This window comes from Rothia sp. 11273D007AR (assembly GCF_053547255.1).
This window is the reverse complement of the sequence record NZ_JBPPWJ010000009.1, coordinates 76,346-90,981: the sequence shown is the minus strand read 5'-3', so window position 1 is coordinate 90,981 and position 14,636 is coordinate 76,346. Positions and strand designations below refer to the sequence as shown.

12 protein-coding genes are annotated in these 14,636 nt (G+C 59.7%); 9 read left to right on the top strand and 3 right to left on the bottom strand.

The features are described from left to right. Positions 1-50: 50 nt before the first annotated feature. The gene (locus ACED88_RS06630; RefSeq protein WP_449109108.1) at positions 51-2,096 is read right to left on the bottom strand and encodes an AMP-dependent synthetase/ligase; all 2,046 of its coding nucleotides are present in this window, start codon (positions 2,094-2,096) and stop codon (positions 51-53) included. A gap of 531 nt (positions 2,097-2,627) precedes the next feature. On the opposite strand from ACED88_RS06630, the gene ACED88_RS06625 reads away from it, so the two are divergent. Next, positions 2,628-3,371: a lysophospholipid acyltransferase family protein gene (locus ACED88_RS06625; RefSeq protein WP_449109107.1), complete on the top strand. Its 744-nt coding sequence runs from the start codon at positions 2,628-2,630 to the stop codon at positions 3,369-3,371. A 189-nt stretch (positions 3,372-3,560) separates the two neighbouring features. After that, a complete protein-coding gene (locus ACED88_RS06620; RefSeq protein ID WP_185173171.1) occupies positions 3,561-4,922 on the top strand; it encodes a class II 3-deoxy-7-phosphoheptulonate synthase in 1,362 nt (453 codons plus the stop codon). 134 nt (positions 4,923-5,056) lie between these two features. Here ACED88_RS06620 and ACED88_RS06615 read toward each other — a convergent pair whose 3' ends face one another. Next, positions 5,057-6,517, bottom strand: a complete 1,461-nt coding sequence (locus ACED88_RS06615) for a serine/threonine protein kinase (RefSeq protein WP_449107311.1) — start codon at positions 6,515-6,517, stop codon at positions 5,057-5,059. A 107-nt stretch (positions 6,518-6,624) separates the two neighbouring features. Between ACED88_RS06615 and ACED88_RS06610 the strand changes: the two genes are divergently transcribed. After that, on the top strand, positions 6,625-6,996 hold the full coding sequence (locus ACED88_RS06610) for an Rv2175c family DNA-binding protein (RefSeq protein WP_185173169.1): 372 nt from the start codon (positions 6,625-6,627) through the stop codon (positions 6,994-6,996). Between the two features lie 87 nt (positions 6,997-7,083). On the opposite strand, the gene ACED88_RS06605 is transcribed toward ACED88_RS06610, so the two are convergent. Continuing rightward, positions 7,084-8,196 (bottom strand): polyprenyl synthetase family protein, encoded by a 1,113-nt coding sequence (locus tag ACED88_RS06605; RefSeq protein WP_449107312.1) that lies wholly within the window; start codon positions 8,194-8,196, stop codon positions 7,084-7,086. Between the two features lie 126 nt (positions 8,197-8,322). Between ACED88_RS06605 and dinB the strand changes: the two genes are divergently transcribed. The 6 genes from dinB to ACED88_RS06575 all read left to right on the top strand — a co-directional run bounded on the left by dinB (position 8,323) and on the right by ACED88_RS06575 (position 14,579). After that, positions 8,323-9,603, top strand: coding sequence for a DNA polymerase IV (gene dinB / locus ACED88_RS06600; RefSeq protein WP_449107313.1), 1,281 nt, complete (start codon positions 8,323-8,325; stop codon positions 9,601-9,603). 146 nt (positions 9,604-9,749) lie between these two features. Next, on the top strand, positions 9,750-10,151 hold the full coding sequence (locus ACED88_RS06595) for a DUF3040 domain-containing protein (protein ID WP_449107314.1): 402 nt from the start codon (positions 9,750-9,752) through the stop codon (positions 10,149-10,151). Positions 10,152-10,439: 288 nt separating this feature from the next. Further along, positions 10,440-10,874, top strand: a complete 435-nt coding sequence (gene mraZ, locus ACED88_RS06590; RefSeq protein WP_135011380.1) for a division/cell wall cluster transcriptional repressor MraZ — start codon at positions 10,440-10,442, stop codon at positions 10,872-10,874. A gap of 50 nt (positions 10,875-10,924) precedes the next feature. Beyond that, entirely contained in the window at positions 10,925-11,920 is a 996-nt protein-coding gene (rsmH, locus tag ACED88_RS06585) for a 16S rRNA (cytosine(1402)-N(4))-methyltransferase RsmH (protein WP_449107315.1), read from the top strand. Continuing rightward, positions 11,917-12,600, top strand: a complete 684-nt coding sequence (locus tag ACED88_RS06580; RefSeq protein WP_449107316.1) for a hypothetical protein — start codon at positions 11,917-11,919, stop codon at positions 12,598-12,600. Before rsmH ends, ACED88_RS06580 begins: the two co-directional genes overlap by 4 nt. 125 nt (positions 12,601-12,725) lie before the next feature. Then, the gene (locus tag ACED88_RS06575; protein WP_449107317.1) at positions 12,726-14,579 is read left to right on the top strand and encodes a peptidoglycan D,D-transpeptidase FtsI family protein; all 1,854 of its coding nucleotides are present in this window, start codon (positions 12,726-12,728) and stop codon (positions 14,577-14,579) included. Positions 14,580-14,636: the final 57 nt, after the last annotated feature.

Below are 14,636 nucleotides of genomic sequence, written 5' to 3'. Positions count from 1 at the left end.
CGAGAGGGTCGGCAGCGAGCGTGAGCCTGCGAAACCGCTTATGAAAAGCTTTATTGAGCCTGCTCTTCGTTGTTCTGATCCTTAGCTCCGGGTAGGGGAGCAACCTGCTGGATCTTATCTGCCAGCTCGTGCAGCTTCTGCCCCTGGGTCTCGGTGAACTCCTGAATCTTCTCAGCCTGAACGGCCTTGAACTGGTCCCATTTCTCGGTCTGCTCGGCACGCAGCTCCTGAACACGCTCAGCGGTGTGAGCGGCGGTCTCAGACACGGTGGACTTGGTGCGGTTGTACATATCTTCAACATAGGAGTTGAAGTCAGCCAGCACCTGCTTGCGGCGCACCTTCATAGAGGGGGTCAGATGCCCCTCGGCCTCGGTGAAGTCCTTATCAAGAATGCGGAACTCGCGGATAGACTCGGCCCTCGACACAAAGGCGTTGGCGTCGTCGATGAACTTCTGGATAGCCTCACGGACGCGGGGGTTGGTGGAGGCCTCCTTGAGGGAGAGGGTGCGGGGCAGCCCGATGCGCTCGAGCTCATCGGGCAGGACGTCTGGGTCCAGGGTAATGAGTGCCGAGATGAAGGGCTTCTCGTCGCCCACCAGCATGGCCTGGGAGACGAAGGGGGACTGGCGCAGGCGGTCTTCGGCGGGTACCGGCATGACGTTCTTACCGCCGGCGGTCACAATGATTTCCTTCTTGCGGCCGGTAATAAAGATTTTGCCGTCATCGTCGATACGGGCCAGGTCGCCGGTGCGGAACCAGCCGTCCTCGGTGAAGGCCGCAGCGTTCTCTTCGGGGTTGTTGAGGTAGCCAGAGATAAGGCCGATGCCCTTGAACTCGAGTTCGCCGTCCTCAGCGATACGGGCAGAGCCACCGGGAATCAGGGTACCCACGTTGCCGATATCAAAGTTGCGGATGCGGCCAACGGCCAGGGGAGCGGTGGTCTCGGTCAGGCCGTAGCCCTCAACGACCTCGATGCCCACAGCGTGGTAGAAGTGGCCGTAGTGGGGGGCCAGGCGTCCGCCGCCGGATACCGCGAAGCGTACCTTGCCGCCCATGGCGTCGCGCAGCTTGGAGTAGACCAGTTTGTCATAGAACCTGTGCTGCAGGGTAAGGGCACGGGTCATCTTGCCCGCAATCTTGGCCTGGGACCACTTGATAGCGACGTCCACTGAGCGCTGGAAGAGCTTGGCGTTGACCTTACCGCCCTTCTCGGCTTTCTTGATAGCCCCCTCGTAGACCTTTTCAAAGACTCGCGGTACAACCAGCAACATGGTGGGCTGGAAGGAGGCCAGGTCGGTGGAGAGGTTCTTGATGTTGGGAGCGTGGCCTACCGTCAGGCCCGCATCGAAGGCCAGCAACTGAATCAGGCGACCCAGCACGTGGGCCAGGGGCAGGAAGAGCAGAGTTGAGTTGGTCTCGTTGGCAATCTCAGGGATGGTGAGCTTGGTATTGGCAGAGAGACGGACGAAGTTACCGTGGGTAATCGGGCAGGCCTTGGGGCGGCCGGTTGTGCCGGAGGTATAGACGATGGTTGCCACGGTATCGAGGTTGGCGAGGGAACGGCGTTCTTCCACGTCCTCGTCAGAGATAGAAGACCCACCGGAGACCAGGGTGGGGAGAATCGAATCGTCGATGACCCAGACGTCCTTGAGGGCCTCAAGGTTCAGCTCGGGGTTCTGCAGGGCGCGGGCCTCAGCGATGACGCCTTCCAGTTTGCTGTTCTCAACGAAGACCGCCTTAGCGCCGGAGTGGGAGAGGGCCCAGGCGGCCTGGGCGGGGGAGGACGTCTCATAGACCGGCACAGAAATAGCGCCCGCATACCAGATGGCGAAGTCAATTAGGGTCCACTCGTAGCGGGTGCGGCTCATAATGCCAACGACGTCACCCGCCCCAATACCTGCGGCCATAAGACCCTTGGCTAGATCAATGACCTGGCGGCGGAAGTCCTTTGCTGTAACGGGCACCCAGTTGCCGGTCGACTTCTGTACCCGGTAGACCAGAGGATTACGGCTGTCCTGAGCGCGGCGTTCCACCATGTCGGTGATGTTGACTGCCGGATCAACAGTAACAATCTGGGGGGAGTGAATTTCTTTCACGGTGTTACCTTGTCTCTAACGGGCCTCGGCGGCGGGGGAGGGCTAAGGTGCGCAGGCAACGATGCCGGGCACGCGGTTCTTCCTGGTCATTTTACAGCCCGCCCCCGGCTAAAACCCCACTTTTTGCGGGTGTGACGCTCTGAGGGGAATAGCTTCACCGCCAGCGTAGTTTACTCATACTGACTAGTTCAGATAAGAAGCTGGGGTGAAGCAGGCTCGCAGCGAAGCTGCTGGCTCGGATGAAGTGAGCGAGTGCGAGCGCGCGAGCACACAAGAGCGAACGGAATCCGCCGTTAGGCGGGGCGTGAGGGTCAGGCTTACGCCTATTCCGCCCGCAGATTTATTTCCTCGCGCGCTCGGAATCTGCCGGGCTTCATCCAGCGCGAGCCTGCTTCACCTCGTTGGGGAGGGCTTTGTAACTCCTGTTTCTGAGCTGGTCGCCCTCGGGCATACAATATGTAGTGGAAAGCCGCTCGCTGACTGCTCTAGCCACGAGACCCCTAACATTGCTCTATCGCAAGGAGAGACACCATGTATATGCAGCTACGCACCGTGCTCAAGCCCTTCTTGCAGCGGGCCTATCACCACGAGGTTGTGGGGGCTGAAAATATCCCGGCAGCAAGCGGCGCTATTTTGGCAAGTAACCACGTGTCTTTTATTGACTCTATTTTCTTGCCTCTTGCGGCACCGCGTCAGGTGTTCTTCTTGGCTAAATCAGATTATTTCACTACGCCCGGAGTTAAGGGGCACCTGATGAAGTGGTTTTTCACCTCGGTGGGTCAGCTACCTATTGACCGCTCCGGTGGCGCTAAATCAGCTGAATCTCTGGCTGCTGCCGTTGCCGCCCTACGAGAGGGAAAGCTGGTGGGGATCTACCCCGAGGGGACCCGTAGCCCCGATGGACGTCTGTACCGCGCCAAAATTGGTGTGGCTCGCCTAGCTCTAGAGGCCGGTGTCCCCATTATCCCCGTTGCCCAGTTTGGTAACGAGGATGTGCAGGTTCCTGGCTCCAACCGCCTGCGCCTGCGGAAGGATGGCAAGCCGATTCGGGTGAAGACCGTCATCGGCGAACCCATTGACGTGGCCCCCTATCTGGGGCGGGACGACGAATGGGCCGCCCAGCGGGAACTGGCAGACCTGGTGATTGATCGGATTAGCCAGATGACCGGACGCCCCATCACCCCGGTGTATGCGGCCGATGTAAAGAAGCTCATGACGGCTGAAAATATCAGCGCGGACGAGGCTACTGCGCGGCTTCTTGAAGCCCGCTCCTAGTGGGGCGCACCTACCCGGGCACGGGCGTCCGCTCAGACTTATGGCGGGGTCTTGCCCTAGCTAGGAGCTATATGTCACATCGTGGACATAGCTTTTGAACCCTCCCTACGAACCCCAATACTTTTGAATATAGAGACAGAGCCTTACCTCAAGATAGGCTCTAGCGACCACATACAAAGGAGTCACCCCGTGACCAACTCCGGTGCCGTACCCACCCCGAACGACTTCCCCGAACTCGAAGAGTGGCGCTCCCTGCACATCGATCAGCACCCCCAGTGGGCTGAGCACCCCGACTTCACTGCCGTCATCAACGAACTGAACAGCGTTCCTCCGCTGGTTTTCGCCGGTGAAGTTGACCAGATGCGTGCCGACCTAGCACGCGTTGCAGAAGGTGAAGCCTTCCTGCTTCAGGGCGGCGACTGCGCAGAAACCTTCGCAGGCGCTACCGCCGATAAGATTTCAGGCCGCGTACGCACCCTGCTGCAGATGGCGGTTGTGCTGACCTACGGTGCGTCCATGCCCGTGGTCAAGATGGGCCGTATGGCAGGTCAGTTCTCCAAGCCCCGCTCATCGAACGATGAGACTCGTGACGGCGTCACCCTGCCCTCCTTCCGCGGTGAAATGGTTAACGGTTTTGACTTCACCGAAGAGTCCCGCGTGCACGACCCCAATCGCATGCTCCAGGGTTACCACACCAGTGCAAGCACCCTTAACCTGATTCGTGCCTTTACCAAGGGCGGTTTTGCTGACCTGCGTTCGGTCCACTCCTGGAACAAGGGCTTTACCTCGAACCCCGCCCACGCCCGCTACGAGTCCATCGCCGGCGAAATCGACCGCGCTATCAAGTTCATGGAAGCCTGTGGCACCGACTTCGGCCCCCTGAAGACCACAGATGTCTACACCGGCCACGAGGCCCTGCTTCTGGACTTCGAACGCGCTATGACCCGCGTTGACTCCCGCACCCACCTGCCCTACGACACCTCCGCCCACTTCCTCTGGATCGGTGAGCGTACCCGCGGCCTGGATGATGCCCACGTCAACTTCCTCTCCAAGGTTCGTAACCCCATCGGCGTGAAGCTTGGCCCCACCACGACCGCCGACGATGCCATGGCCCTGATTGACAAGCTGGACCCCAACCGCGAGCCCGGCCGCCTGACCTTCATTACCCGTATGGGTGCCGGCAAGATTCGTGAAAACCTGCCCGCCATCGTTGAGGGCGTGCAGAAGGAAGGCGCCAAGGTCGTGTGGGTTACCGACCCCATGCACGGCAACACCATCTCTGTACCGTCCGGTTACAAGACCCGCCGCTTCGACGACGTCATGAACGAGGTTCAGGGCTTCTTCGAGGTACACGAGGCTCTCGGCACCTTCCCCGGCGGTATCCACGTAGAGATGACCGGTGACGACGTCGCTGAATGCCTGGGCGGTTCTGACCCCATCGAAGAAGCAGCTTTCGCTGACCGTTACGAGACCCTCTGCGACCCCCGACTGAACCACCAGCAGTCCCTGGAAATCGCTTTCCAGGTTGCCGAGTACCTGGCCCGCCGCTAAGTCTAAGGCCTCCAGGGTACAGAGCAAGCCGCCGTCGCCTTCTCTTGAACACAGGTTTCAAGAATAGGGCCACGGCGGCTTTTCTATGCCCGGGTTTTCCCCTTGGGTTCTGTACTGGAGTGAGGGCGCCTGCGCTAGAGAATAAGGCTTGCCAGCCACCAGCCCACAAGACCTGCTGCGACAAAGCCCAACAGAACCAGGGCAAGAATCAGGACTAAAGAAACCGGGGAGAGGGGCGGGCGCCACCTCTCAGCCGGGGTCCGGCGCTGGGCTTCGGTCCACTGGGCGGGGTTGGCGGGGCGCACCGGCGTTGGTTTCGGCGCGGACGCCGGTGCTGCGTCCGCGCGTACACTGCGGTGGGCGGTAGCCCGCTGCCGGTTATACTCTGCAGAAATTGATGGCTGTTCTACTACCGCCGGGTCTTGGGCAGCGTCGTGCTCAGATAGTTGGGCATCGAGGACGGCCTGGGTTTCGGTCTTGGGGCCAACTCCGGGGAACTCTGTGGGGGCATAGATCTCGACGGGGGCGTCCGCGGCTGAACGTACTGCCTGCTCGTGCTCACTGAGCGGGACTGAGTAGCTTCCATCGAGCAGGTCGTCAGCGGCTCCAAAACCGGTGATAGCGGTCTGCTCGTGGCGCACGCGCCCCGACTGCTCAGCAATATCGGTAACATCTTCCCACAGGGTTGTTGGCTGATCCGCCTGACCTAGCCGGTAGTCCTTCTCCTGCTCGCTGGCGCGGGCCTCAATATCGCGCAGGGCCCGGTAGAGCTCAGTGGCGTCTTGGGGGCGGTCGCGGGGGCTACGGCGGGTGCACCAGCTCACCACACCCGCGATGTCGGAAGAGATACCCTCAGCCAGGTGAGCGAGGGAGGGAATATCGGTGTTCATGTTGTGGTAGAGCACCTGCTGGTCGTTATCGGCCCCGGCAAAAGGCATACGGCCGGTGAGCATACGGTACATCATCACGCCCAGGGCAAAGATATCGGCAGACGGGCCCACTGGAGAAGCAACGTCAAGAATCTCGGGAGCCACAAAGGACGGAGTTCCCATGAGCTGGCCGGTTGCGCTCTGATCGGCTCTTCGCGTCAGGCCGAAGTCAGAGAGCTTAACGCCCTCTGTATCGGCCTCTAAGAGAATGTTGGCGGGCTTGATATCGCGGTGAATCAGATGGTGGGCGTGCACCTCAGATAGGCCCTCAACCGCAGGAATCATGATATCGAGCATCTCGCCCACCGAGAGCACCGGTCGTAGCTGCGTCAGCTGCGCCAGGGTACACCCGTGCACGTACTCTAAGACCAGGAACATGACCTGCTGGCCGTGAACTACCTCGGTGCCCTCGTCGATGACGCCTACAACGTTCTCATGCTGAATCTTCTTGAGTGCCGAGCCCTCTCGGAAAAACTTCTGTTGCTGAGCAGGGTCGGTAGAGAGGTGGGGGAGTAGGACCTTGAGAGCCACCGGGTTATCTGACCACAGGTCAACCGCATGGTACACCTCGGCCATACCACCGCGCGCAATCAGGTGGCCCACCTCAAAATGGCCCTTGAATATTTCCCCGGTCAGCCAGGGAGCAGCAGAGAAGTCATCAGTCATCCTCACTATTGTACGGGCAGCTCCTGGGAAGAGACCGAAAACGAAACTCGTCGTGCCCCTGCCGGTACTACCTACCGATTCCCCGGTTTCTGGGGCACAATGGATAGGTGACTGATGAAAAAACTACACCTGAAGTAATTGCTCTGGTTGGCGACTGGCTGACCATCCCCGATATCGCAGAAGCCCTTGACCTCAAGGTCACCCGCGTCCATAATCTGCTGGCTGACGGAACCCTACTGGCCGTGCGCGATCCCGAAACCGGCGTCCGTAAGGTCCCCGCCCTCTTCATGCGCGAAGACCGCGTGCTTGAGCCCCTCAAAGGCACCCTGAGTGTACTGGCTGATGCCGGTTTCACCGCAGAAGAAGCTATTGTTTGGCTCTACACTGCTGACGACACCCTGCCGGGCCGTCCTATCGACGCCCTGATTGACGGTCGCAAGACCGAAATCCGCCGCCGCGCTTCAGCCCTGGCCTGGTAAGGCCTTCAAAGGTTTAGATAGAGAACAGCAGGCTCACACTCCGGTGTGAGCCTGCTGTTCTATTGCCTGATAAATGCTAGCGCTACCCTAGAAGGAGCGGTGCAGGGCCTTGGCTGCAATGGCCCGCAGGGCCTGCTGCACGGATGCTTCGAGGTCGAGGGCTTCAAGGGCGGCTAGGGCCTCGTCCCCCTTGGCTTGAATCATCTCTTCAACGGCCTGGAGGGCTCCGGAGTCTCGCATGAGGCGCTGAAGCTCTTCGATGGTTTCTGCCCCCAGGGTAGGGGAACCCAGGGAGCCTTCGAGGAAGGCTCGCTGGTCGGCGTTACTCTTCATGGCTGTAAAGGCCGTGAGGACGGTGCGCTTGCCCTCGCGCAGGTCATCGCCAGCGGGCTTGCCGGTGGTTTCGGGCTCACCGAAGACCCCCAGCACGTCATCGCGCAGTTGGAAGCCCTCGCCCAGGGGTAGGGCAAAAGCCCGGTAACCGGCAACCAATTCGGAGGTCTCCCCGTGCTTCAGGCCAAGACCCAGGGCCCCGCCCAGGGCAATGGGGTGTTCACAGGAGTATTTAGCAGCCTTGTAACGAATCACGTTCTTGGCCCGCTCAAGGGCAACTTCTGGCTCTTCTTCGGGCACGACTTCGCCCACAATATCGAGATACTGGCCGGCCATGACCTCGGTGCGCATCAGGTCAAAGATAAAGCGGGCTTCGCTGGCGGCGGTGAGCTCAGGAATGGACGAGAACACCATTTCTGACCAGGACAGGCACAGGTCGCCGGCCAAAATTGCGCTTGATACACCGAACGACTCAGCGCTGGTCTTATACCCCAGCTCCCGGTGCATGGCCTCAAACTGGCGGTGCACGCTGGGGGCGCCCCGTCGGGTGTCAGAGGCATCGATAATGTCATCGTGAATCAGGGCAGCGGTCTGGAAGAGCTCGATCGCTACACCCGCCCGAACGATGGACTCGGTCACTCCCGCGCCACCAGCTCCGCGGTAGCCCCAGTAGGCCAAGAGCGCTCGAAGACGTTTACCGCCGGTGGAAAGGGCACGGACGGACTCCAACAGGGGCAGGGTCTCAACCGAGACGGTTGCCATGAGTTCTTGCTGGGTATCAAAAAAGCGGCCCATCTCGGCTTCGAGAGCCTCAAGATAGGCTGCGGATTCCTCGGGGCCGGTAGCGGGGGCTGGCTGGGGGGTCATGACGTCCTTGGGTCTGGGGATAGCTCTGCACACCAGTCTAGTAGATACAGGTCGGCACCTAGTCAAAACTTCCCTGCTCATCTAGGATAGATTAGAACATAGTTTCGATAAACGGGGGTGGGGTAGATGAGCCAGCAGGCTACTCAGGGCGTGCGTGCGGACGCCCCTGCCCGCATCATCATGCACCTCGATATGGACGCCTTCTTCGTCAACGTTGAACTTCTTACACAACCCCAGCTACGCGGGCGTCCGCTCATCGTTGCCCGCAACTCGCCGCGCTCGGTCGTCCTCTCCGCCTCCTACGAAGCCCGCCGCTACGGAGTGCGCTCAGCCATGCCCCTGGCCCGCGCCCGCCAGCTCTGCCCCGCTGCCCTGCTGCTGGAGCCGTCCGCCCACTACCGCAGTTACTCCGCTCAGGTGATGGCTATCTTAGGTACGATTACCGACCGCCTAGAGCAGGTTAGCGTTGATGAAGCCTTCCTTGACCTCACCGGCGCCGTCCGAGCCCAAGGGAGCCCCGTCGATATCGCGCAACAGGCCCGCGACCGCATTAAAACCGAGCTGGGTCTGCCGAGCTCCGTAGGGATTTCATCGAGTAAATTCGTTGCCAAGATGGCGTCCGCCGGTTCTAAGCCCAACGGTCTCTGGGTGGTCCCACCCCAGCGGGTGCAAGAATTCCTGGACCCCCTACCGGTCGGTAATCTCTGGGGCGTCGGGGCTAAAAGCGCTGCCTTCCTCGAAGGACTTGGAATCCATACCGTCGCCCAGTTGCGAGAATACGACCTGCCCTGGCTTCAGGGGCGCTACGGCCAGGCCGCAGGTCTGCACCTCTATGAACTTGCCCGCGGTATTGACCGCCGCGAGGTCACCCCAGAGCGTATCGAAAAATCAATCGGTGCCGAGCACACCTTTACCACCGACCAAACGAGCGCCGAGGCTATCACCGCAGAAATCTACAGCCTCTGTCTCGCCGTTGCTCGAAGACTGCGAGCCGCCGGTCGCCAAACCCGCACCCTCAGCCTCAAAATTCGCTACTCAGATTTCGAAACCCTCACCCGCTCCTGCCCCCTGCCCCTTGCAACCGTATCCGGCCGTATCATGTTTGACGCCGTTATTGCCCACCTCAAACAGTTAGAAGTATTGCAGCCCGATGGCTCATCACACCGGCCGATACGGCTGCTGGGCGTCCGCGCAGAAAAACTTGAAGGGCGGGAAACCGGCGTGCAGATGCAACTCTTCGCCCCAGCTTCACCCGGTGCTACAGGCGGCACGACCTTACCGACCCAAGATACCCTTGCCGAAGAATGGGAAGGAGCCGAAAACGCTATGGACACCATCAACGCCCGCTTCGGTACCCACGGTCTTCTCCCAGCAAGCCTTATCACCTCCGAGGGGCGAAAACGATAGGTAAATTCGAGGTCATTTTCAGGGTGTATCTAGGCTGCACCCAAAAGCTACCGGTAAGATGAGTAGACAACCTAACGCGCGCTCGCTTCCGGTGCTGCTCGCCCCACCTGCGCGTTTAGGCTCACCGCACAAGCTAAGGAGACACCATGGCGCTTTCAGAACGGGAACAGGAACTTCTTGCCCAGCTCGAAAAGCAGCTCAACGAAGACCCCGCCTTTGCGTCAACCATGACCGGCCCCCAGCCCCTTGTGGCTCCGGCTGTCTCGTCATCACCCCGCAACCTGGTGATTGGCGCCCTCGTTGCTGTGGTGGGTCTGGGCATCATCATCGCTGGAGTCTCTACTAAGCTCATCCTGTTGGGCGTACTGGGTTTTGTCGTAGCAGCTGCTGGCGTGTATTTCGCTACGACTGCCCCCAAGGGAAAAGGCGCTAAAGCTGCCGGTGGGGCATCTGCCCGCCCGACTCCCTCAAAAAACAAGGGAAATTCTCGCTTTATGCAGAACCTCGAAAACAAGTGGGATGAGCGCCAAGGCGGCTCTCGCTTCTAGCCCCTCCATAGATTAACGTTTAACCGCCCGGCCTGCACCGGGCGGTTTTTGTATGCCTTCAAAGTTATATATGGGAGGTGCAAATTGGCTGCCCGGTGGGTGCTTCATGAAGCAGAAAATTTTGTAACCATCTCATTCTGTGTGAAAACACTCAAAAACCCGGTAAAAATTCCGTATTTGGTACATTCGGTGGGGCGTAGTGGAGTAAAGTGGAGGGGATAGAACAACACTGATGTAGTTTCCCCGCTTGCTAGGGGAGCACAGGCGACAGGTAGAGGCGGTGGTGCCGTGTTTCTTGGAACTCACACCCCGCGTCTGGACGCCAAGGGGCGCCTGATTCTTCCCGCGAAATTTCGCGAGCAGTTAGAAGCAGGTCTGGTGCTCACCCGCGGGCAGGAACGCTGCCTCTACGTCTTCACCATGACCGAGTTCGAGCGTATTCACGAACAGTTACGCACAGCTCCGCTGTCGTCGAAGCAGGCGCGAGACTACATTCGAGTTTTTCTATCGGGGGCCTCCGACGAGGTACCCGATAAGCAGGGGCGAATCACCATACCTCAAAACCTCAGAGACTACGCTGGGCTGGAAAAAGACCTCACGGTCATCGGCGCAGGCTCACGAGCAGAAATATGGAGCACCGAAGCCTGGGAGGCCTACCTGAAAGAACAGGAAGAAGCCTTCTCAGGCACCGACGATGAGATCCTGCCAGGGCTCATGCTCTAACCCACCCAACTGACAGCGGATCACAAAACCACCAACGCGAGGAGCACCCCTTGACTCAGGTAGAGAACCTCTCACCCGGCAAGGACGCCAAAGACAGGCACGTGCCGGTCATGCTTGACCGTTGCCTCGACCTCCTCGCGCCCGCAATTTCTCGCCCCGGCGCCGTCGTGATTGACGGAACCCTGGGCATGGGCGGTCACTCTGAAGCCATGCTCGAGCGCTTCGAAGACCTCACCCTCATCGGCATTGACCGGGACCTCATGGCTCACAAGCTCGCAGGTGAGCGCCTGGCCCGCTTCGGCGACCGCTTCATCCCTGTGCACGCCGTGTACGACGAAATTCCTCGCGCTATGGCAGAAGCCGGTGTAACCCAGGTTGACGGTGTGCTCTTTGACCTGGGCGTATCGTCCATGCAGCTTGATGAGCGTGAGCGCGGCTTTGCCTATTCCTACGATGCCCCGCTCGATATGCGCATGGATAACACCGAAGAACTCACAGCCGCTATCGTGGTGAATACCTATGATGAGGCTGAGCTGCGCCGCATTATCCGCCAGTGGGGCGAAGAGAAATTTGCCGCCCGCATTGCTTCCCGTATCGTAGCGGCTCGCGCCGAGCGTCCTTTTGAAACTACCGGTCAGCTGGTCAAAGCAATTCAGCAGGCTGTTCCCGTAGCCGCCCAGCGCAAGGGCGGGCACCCCGCCAAGCGTACCTTCCAGGCCTTACGCATCGAGGTCAACCACGAACTCGATGCTCTGGAACGCGCCATCCCTGCAGCAATCGACGCTCTCAACCTGGGCGGACGCTGCGTGGCCATGAGCTACCACAGCCTCGAAGACAAAATCGTTAAACGAGCATTCACTGCTCGGGCAACCTCCAGCACCCCCAAGGGTTTTCCTGTCGAGCTCGAAGAACATAAACCCGAACTCAAAATCATCACCCGCGGTGCTGAACCACCCACCGAGCAGGAGATTGAAGAGAACTCGCGGGCAGCGTCCGCAAAACTGAGGGCAGCAGAAAAAATCAAGACACCAAAGGCAACACGATGAGCGCGGAACCCCGTTTCCCCACCTCAACCGACGACGGCGGGCAGCTGAACAAGCCCCGCCTGTCTGTGGTGCGCGATGAACCCCAAGAAGCAGCCCCCGCCCGCCGTCCTCTCTCACGCTCCCGGGCCCTGCGCGCTACCTCCAACCGCTGGCGTGTCTTCGTGGCCCTGGGCGCCATGCTCGTTGCCCTGCTCACCGTGCTGGTGCTGAGCATCGTCATGGCCTCCCGCCAGTACGACCTGGTTGAGCTACGAGCTCAAGAGCAGGCCCTCATCCAGCAGAATGAGGCCCTGGCCCAGGAAATCGAATTCCACCAGGCCCCCCAGGACCTGGCTATCCGCGCAAGCCAGCTAGGGCTGGTAGCTGCCTCTAGCCAGGCCACCCTTGACCTTCAAACCGGTGAAATTACCGGTACCCCTCTGGCAGCTGTCGAGGGTGAAGCCAACAGCAAGAACCTGATTGCACCCCCTGCCCTGGCCGACACCCAGGCCTACGAAGAGGCCAGCGCCCGGGCCGAGGAACAGCGCAAGAAGGAAGAAGCCGAAGCCAAGGCCTCAGCAGAAGCATCAGCCAGCGCGGCCGCTTCAGCAAGTGCCCAGGCCTCAGCTCCTGCCAGCGCCTCACCCGCGGCCCAGACCTCAGCCCAGCCGTCCGCTGCGGCGAGCGCAGGCGGTCAATAGCAAGCGCGTGATACGGTGCCTGCCCTGGTGGTGGGCACCTGTTCGCCTTATGGGGTAGCGGGGCTAGCGCGCGGCGCGCGGGCCACAGTAAAGAGTGAACCACAGCGGAAGAGAAATAGGGGACGATGAGCGGCACTGAGCAGAATGAACCCGTCCAGGGCATCAAGCGCACCGTAGGGAGGCGTGGCTTTATCGCCGGCACCCTGGGCATCGGTGGCCTGGGCCTGGTGGGCCTGCGTCTTGCCTGGTTGCAAGGCCTTGACCCCAAGGGCCTAGCCGATGCAGCGAAGGCTCAGCGTACCCGTAAGCAGACCATTCCGGCCCTGCGTGGAGAGATTCTCGATATTAACGGCAACGTGCTAGCGCGTAGCGTGCAGCGCTACAATATCACCGTTGATCAGTCTGCCGTGGCTAACTTTAAGCGCTACACCGAAGAAAGCCGTGACCCGGTCGAGGTAACCCCCACCGAGCTGGTGTATGAGCTGGCCGATATTCTTGAAATGAGTGACGCCGATGTGAAAGCGGCGCTCGATGGCGACCTCAAATACAAGATTGTTAAAGAGAACGTCACTCCTGCTATCTACAATAAGGTAGATGCACTGGGTGCCCCCTATATCTACGGTGAGATTCTGTCTGAACGTAAATACCCTAACGGCCAGGTGGGTGGCTCGGTGGTAGGCCGCTTTAGCATCATTGAGGAAGCCGTGGACGGCACCAGCGGCGAAACGCGGCAGGTGAACAACTCGGTGGGCATCGAACGCACCATGGGGGAGCACCTAGCCGGTGTTGACGGTGAGCGTGTTTATGAAATCTCAGCTGACGGTATTCGTATACCTATCGGGGACGAACAGAACACCCCTGCCCAGGACGGTAAGAGTGTGCGGCTGACCATCAATCAGGACGTACAGTATTTTGCGCAGCAGGTGGTTAAAGCCCGTGCTGAGGAACTGAAGGCTGAGTGGGGTACGGCCATTGTGATGGACGTGCGTGACGGCTCGATTCTGGCGCTGGCAGATTCTTCGACGATGGATCCCGGTGCTGAGCGTTTTGAGCTGGCCGATATGAACCCCCGCGCTATTACCCAGGTCATTGAGCCGGGTTCTCCCGAGAAGATTTTGACCATCGCTGCCGTCTTTGAAGAGGGTATCGCTGAACCTGAGACCGTTTACGATGTGCCTGCTGAGCTTGAAATTGATCAGCAGACCATCACCGATCCTTTCGTGCACCCCGCCCAGAAGCGCACTGTTGCCGGTATTATTGCTGACTCGATGAACACCGGTACCGTCATGATGGGTAGCAAGCTCACCAAGGAGCAGCGCTACAACTGGCTTAAGAAGTTTGGCATGGGGGAGTTCACCGGTATTGAGCTAACCGGCGAATCCCAGGGCCTGGTCACCCATTGGAAGGACTGGGATATCCGCCAGCAGTACAATGTGCTTTTTGGCCAGGGCGTGGCCCAGTCAGCCTTGCAGACCTCTATGATTTTTCAAGCTATGGCCAATAAGGGGATTATGCTCAAGCCCCGCATCATTGATGCTGTGATTGATACGGACGGTACCGAAGAAGTCCGCGAGGTCGCTGAAGGTACCCGCATGGTGAGTGAAGAAACCGCCCGGAAGACCCTCCAGGTCATGGAGGCTGTCGTGTACCAGGGTCGTGGTGCGAAAGGTGCCCAGATTAACGGCTACCGGGTCGCCGGTAAGACCGGTACCGCAGAAAACGTGGACGAAGGTTCTAGCACCTATGATGGCTGGAGTACCTCTTTTGTGGGGGTCGCTCCCACCGAGGACCCCCGCTTCCTCGTATCGGTTACTATGCACCGCCCGAAAACCACGGCATCGGCTGTTGGCCTGGCAAATACCACAGCCCAGTTTGCAGAAATTATGGAGAAAACCCTGCACATCTATAATGTGCCCCGCTCCACAACGGAGCCGCAGGAGACCCCTAAATTCGCTGAGGGACATGACGAAAACGGCTAAAGTAGACCCTATTAGCACTCGCGCCACACCGCGCACCTTAACATAGACCGCCCATTG

Bases quoted from the DNA above. Each gene is read 5' to 3' on its own strand.
- ACED88_RS06625 (WP_449109107.1), top strand. From the start codon at position 2,628: ATGTATATGCAGCTACGCACCGTGCTCAAGCCCTTCTTGCAGCGGGCC.
- ACED88_RS06575 (WP_449107317.1), top strand. From the start codon at position 12,726: ATGAGCGGCACTGAGCAGAATGAACCCGTCCAGGGCATCAAGCGCACC.
- ACED88_RS06580 (WP_449107316.1), top strand. From the start codon at position 11,917: ATGAGCGCGGAACCCCGTTTCCCCACCTCAACCGACGACGGCGGGCAG.
- dinB (WP_449107313.1), top strand. From the start codon at position 8,323: ATGAGCCAGCAGGCTACTCAGGGCGTGCGTGCGGACGCCCCTGCCCGC.
- ACED88_RS06605 (WP_449107312.1), bottom strand. From the start codon at position 8,196: ATGACCCCCCAGCCAGCCCCCGCTACCGGCCCCGAGGAATCCGCAGCC.
- ACED88_RS06595 (WP_449107314.1), top strand. From the start codon at position 9,750: ATGGCGCTTTCAGAACGGGAACAGGAACTTCTTGCCCAGCTCGAAAAG.
- ACED88_RS06615 (WP_449107311.1), bottom strand. From the start codon at position 6,517: ATGACTGATGACTTCTCTGCTGCTCCCTGGCTGACCGGGGAAATATTC.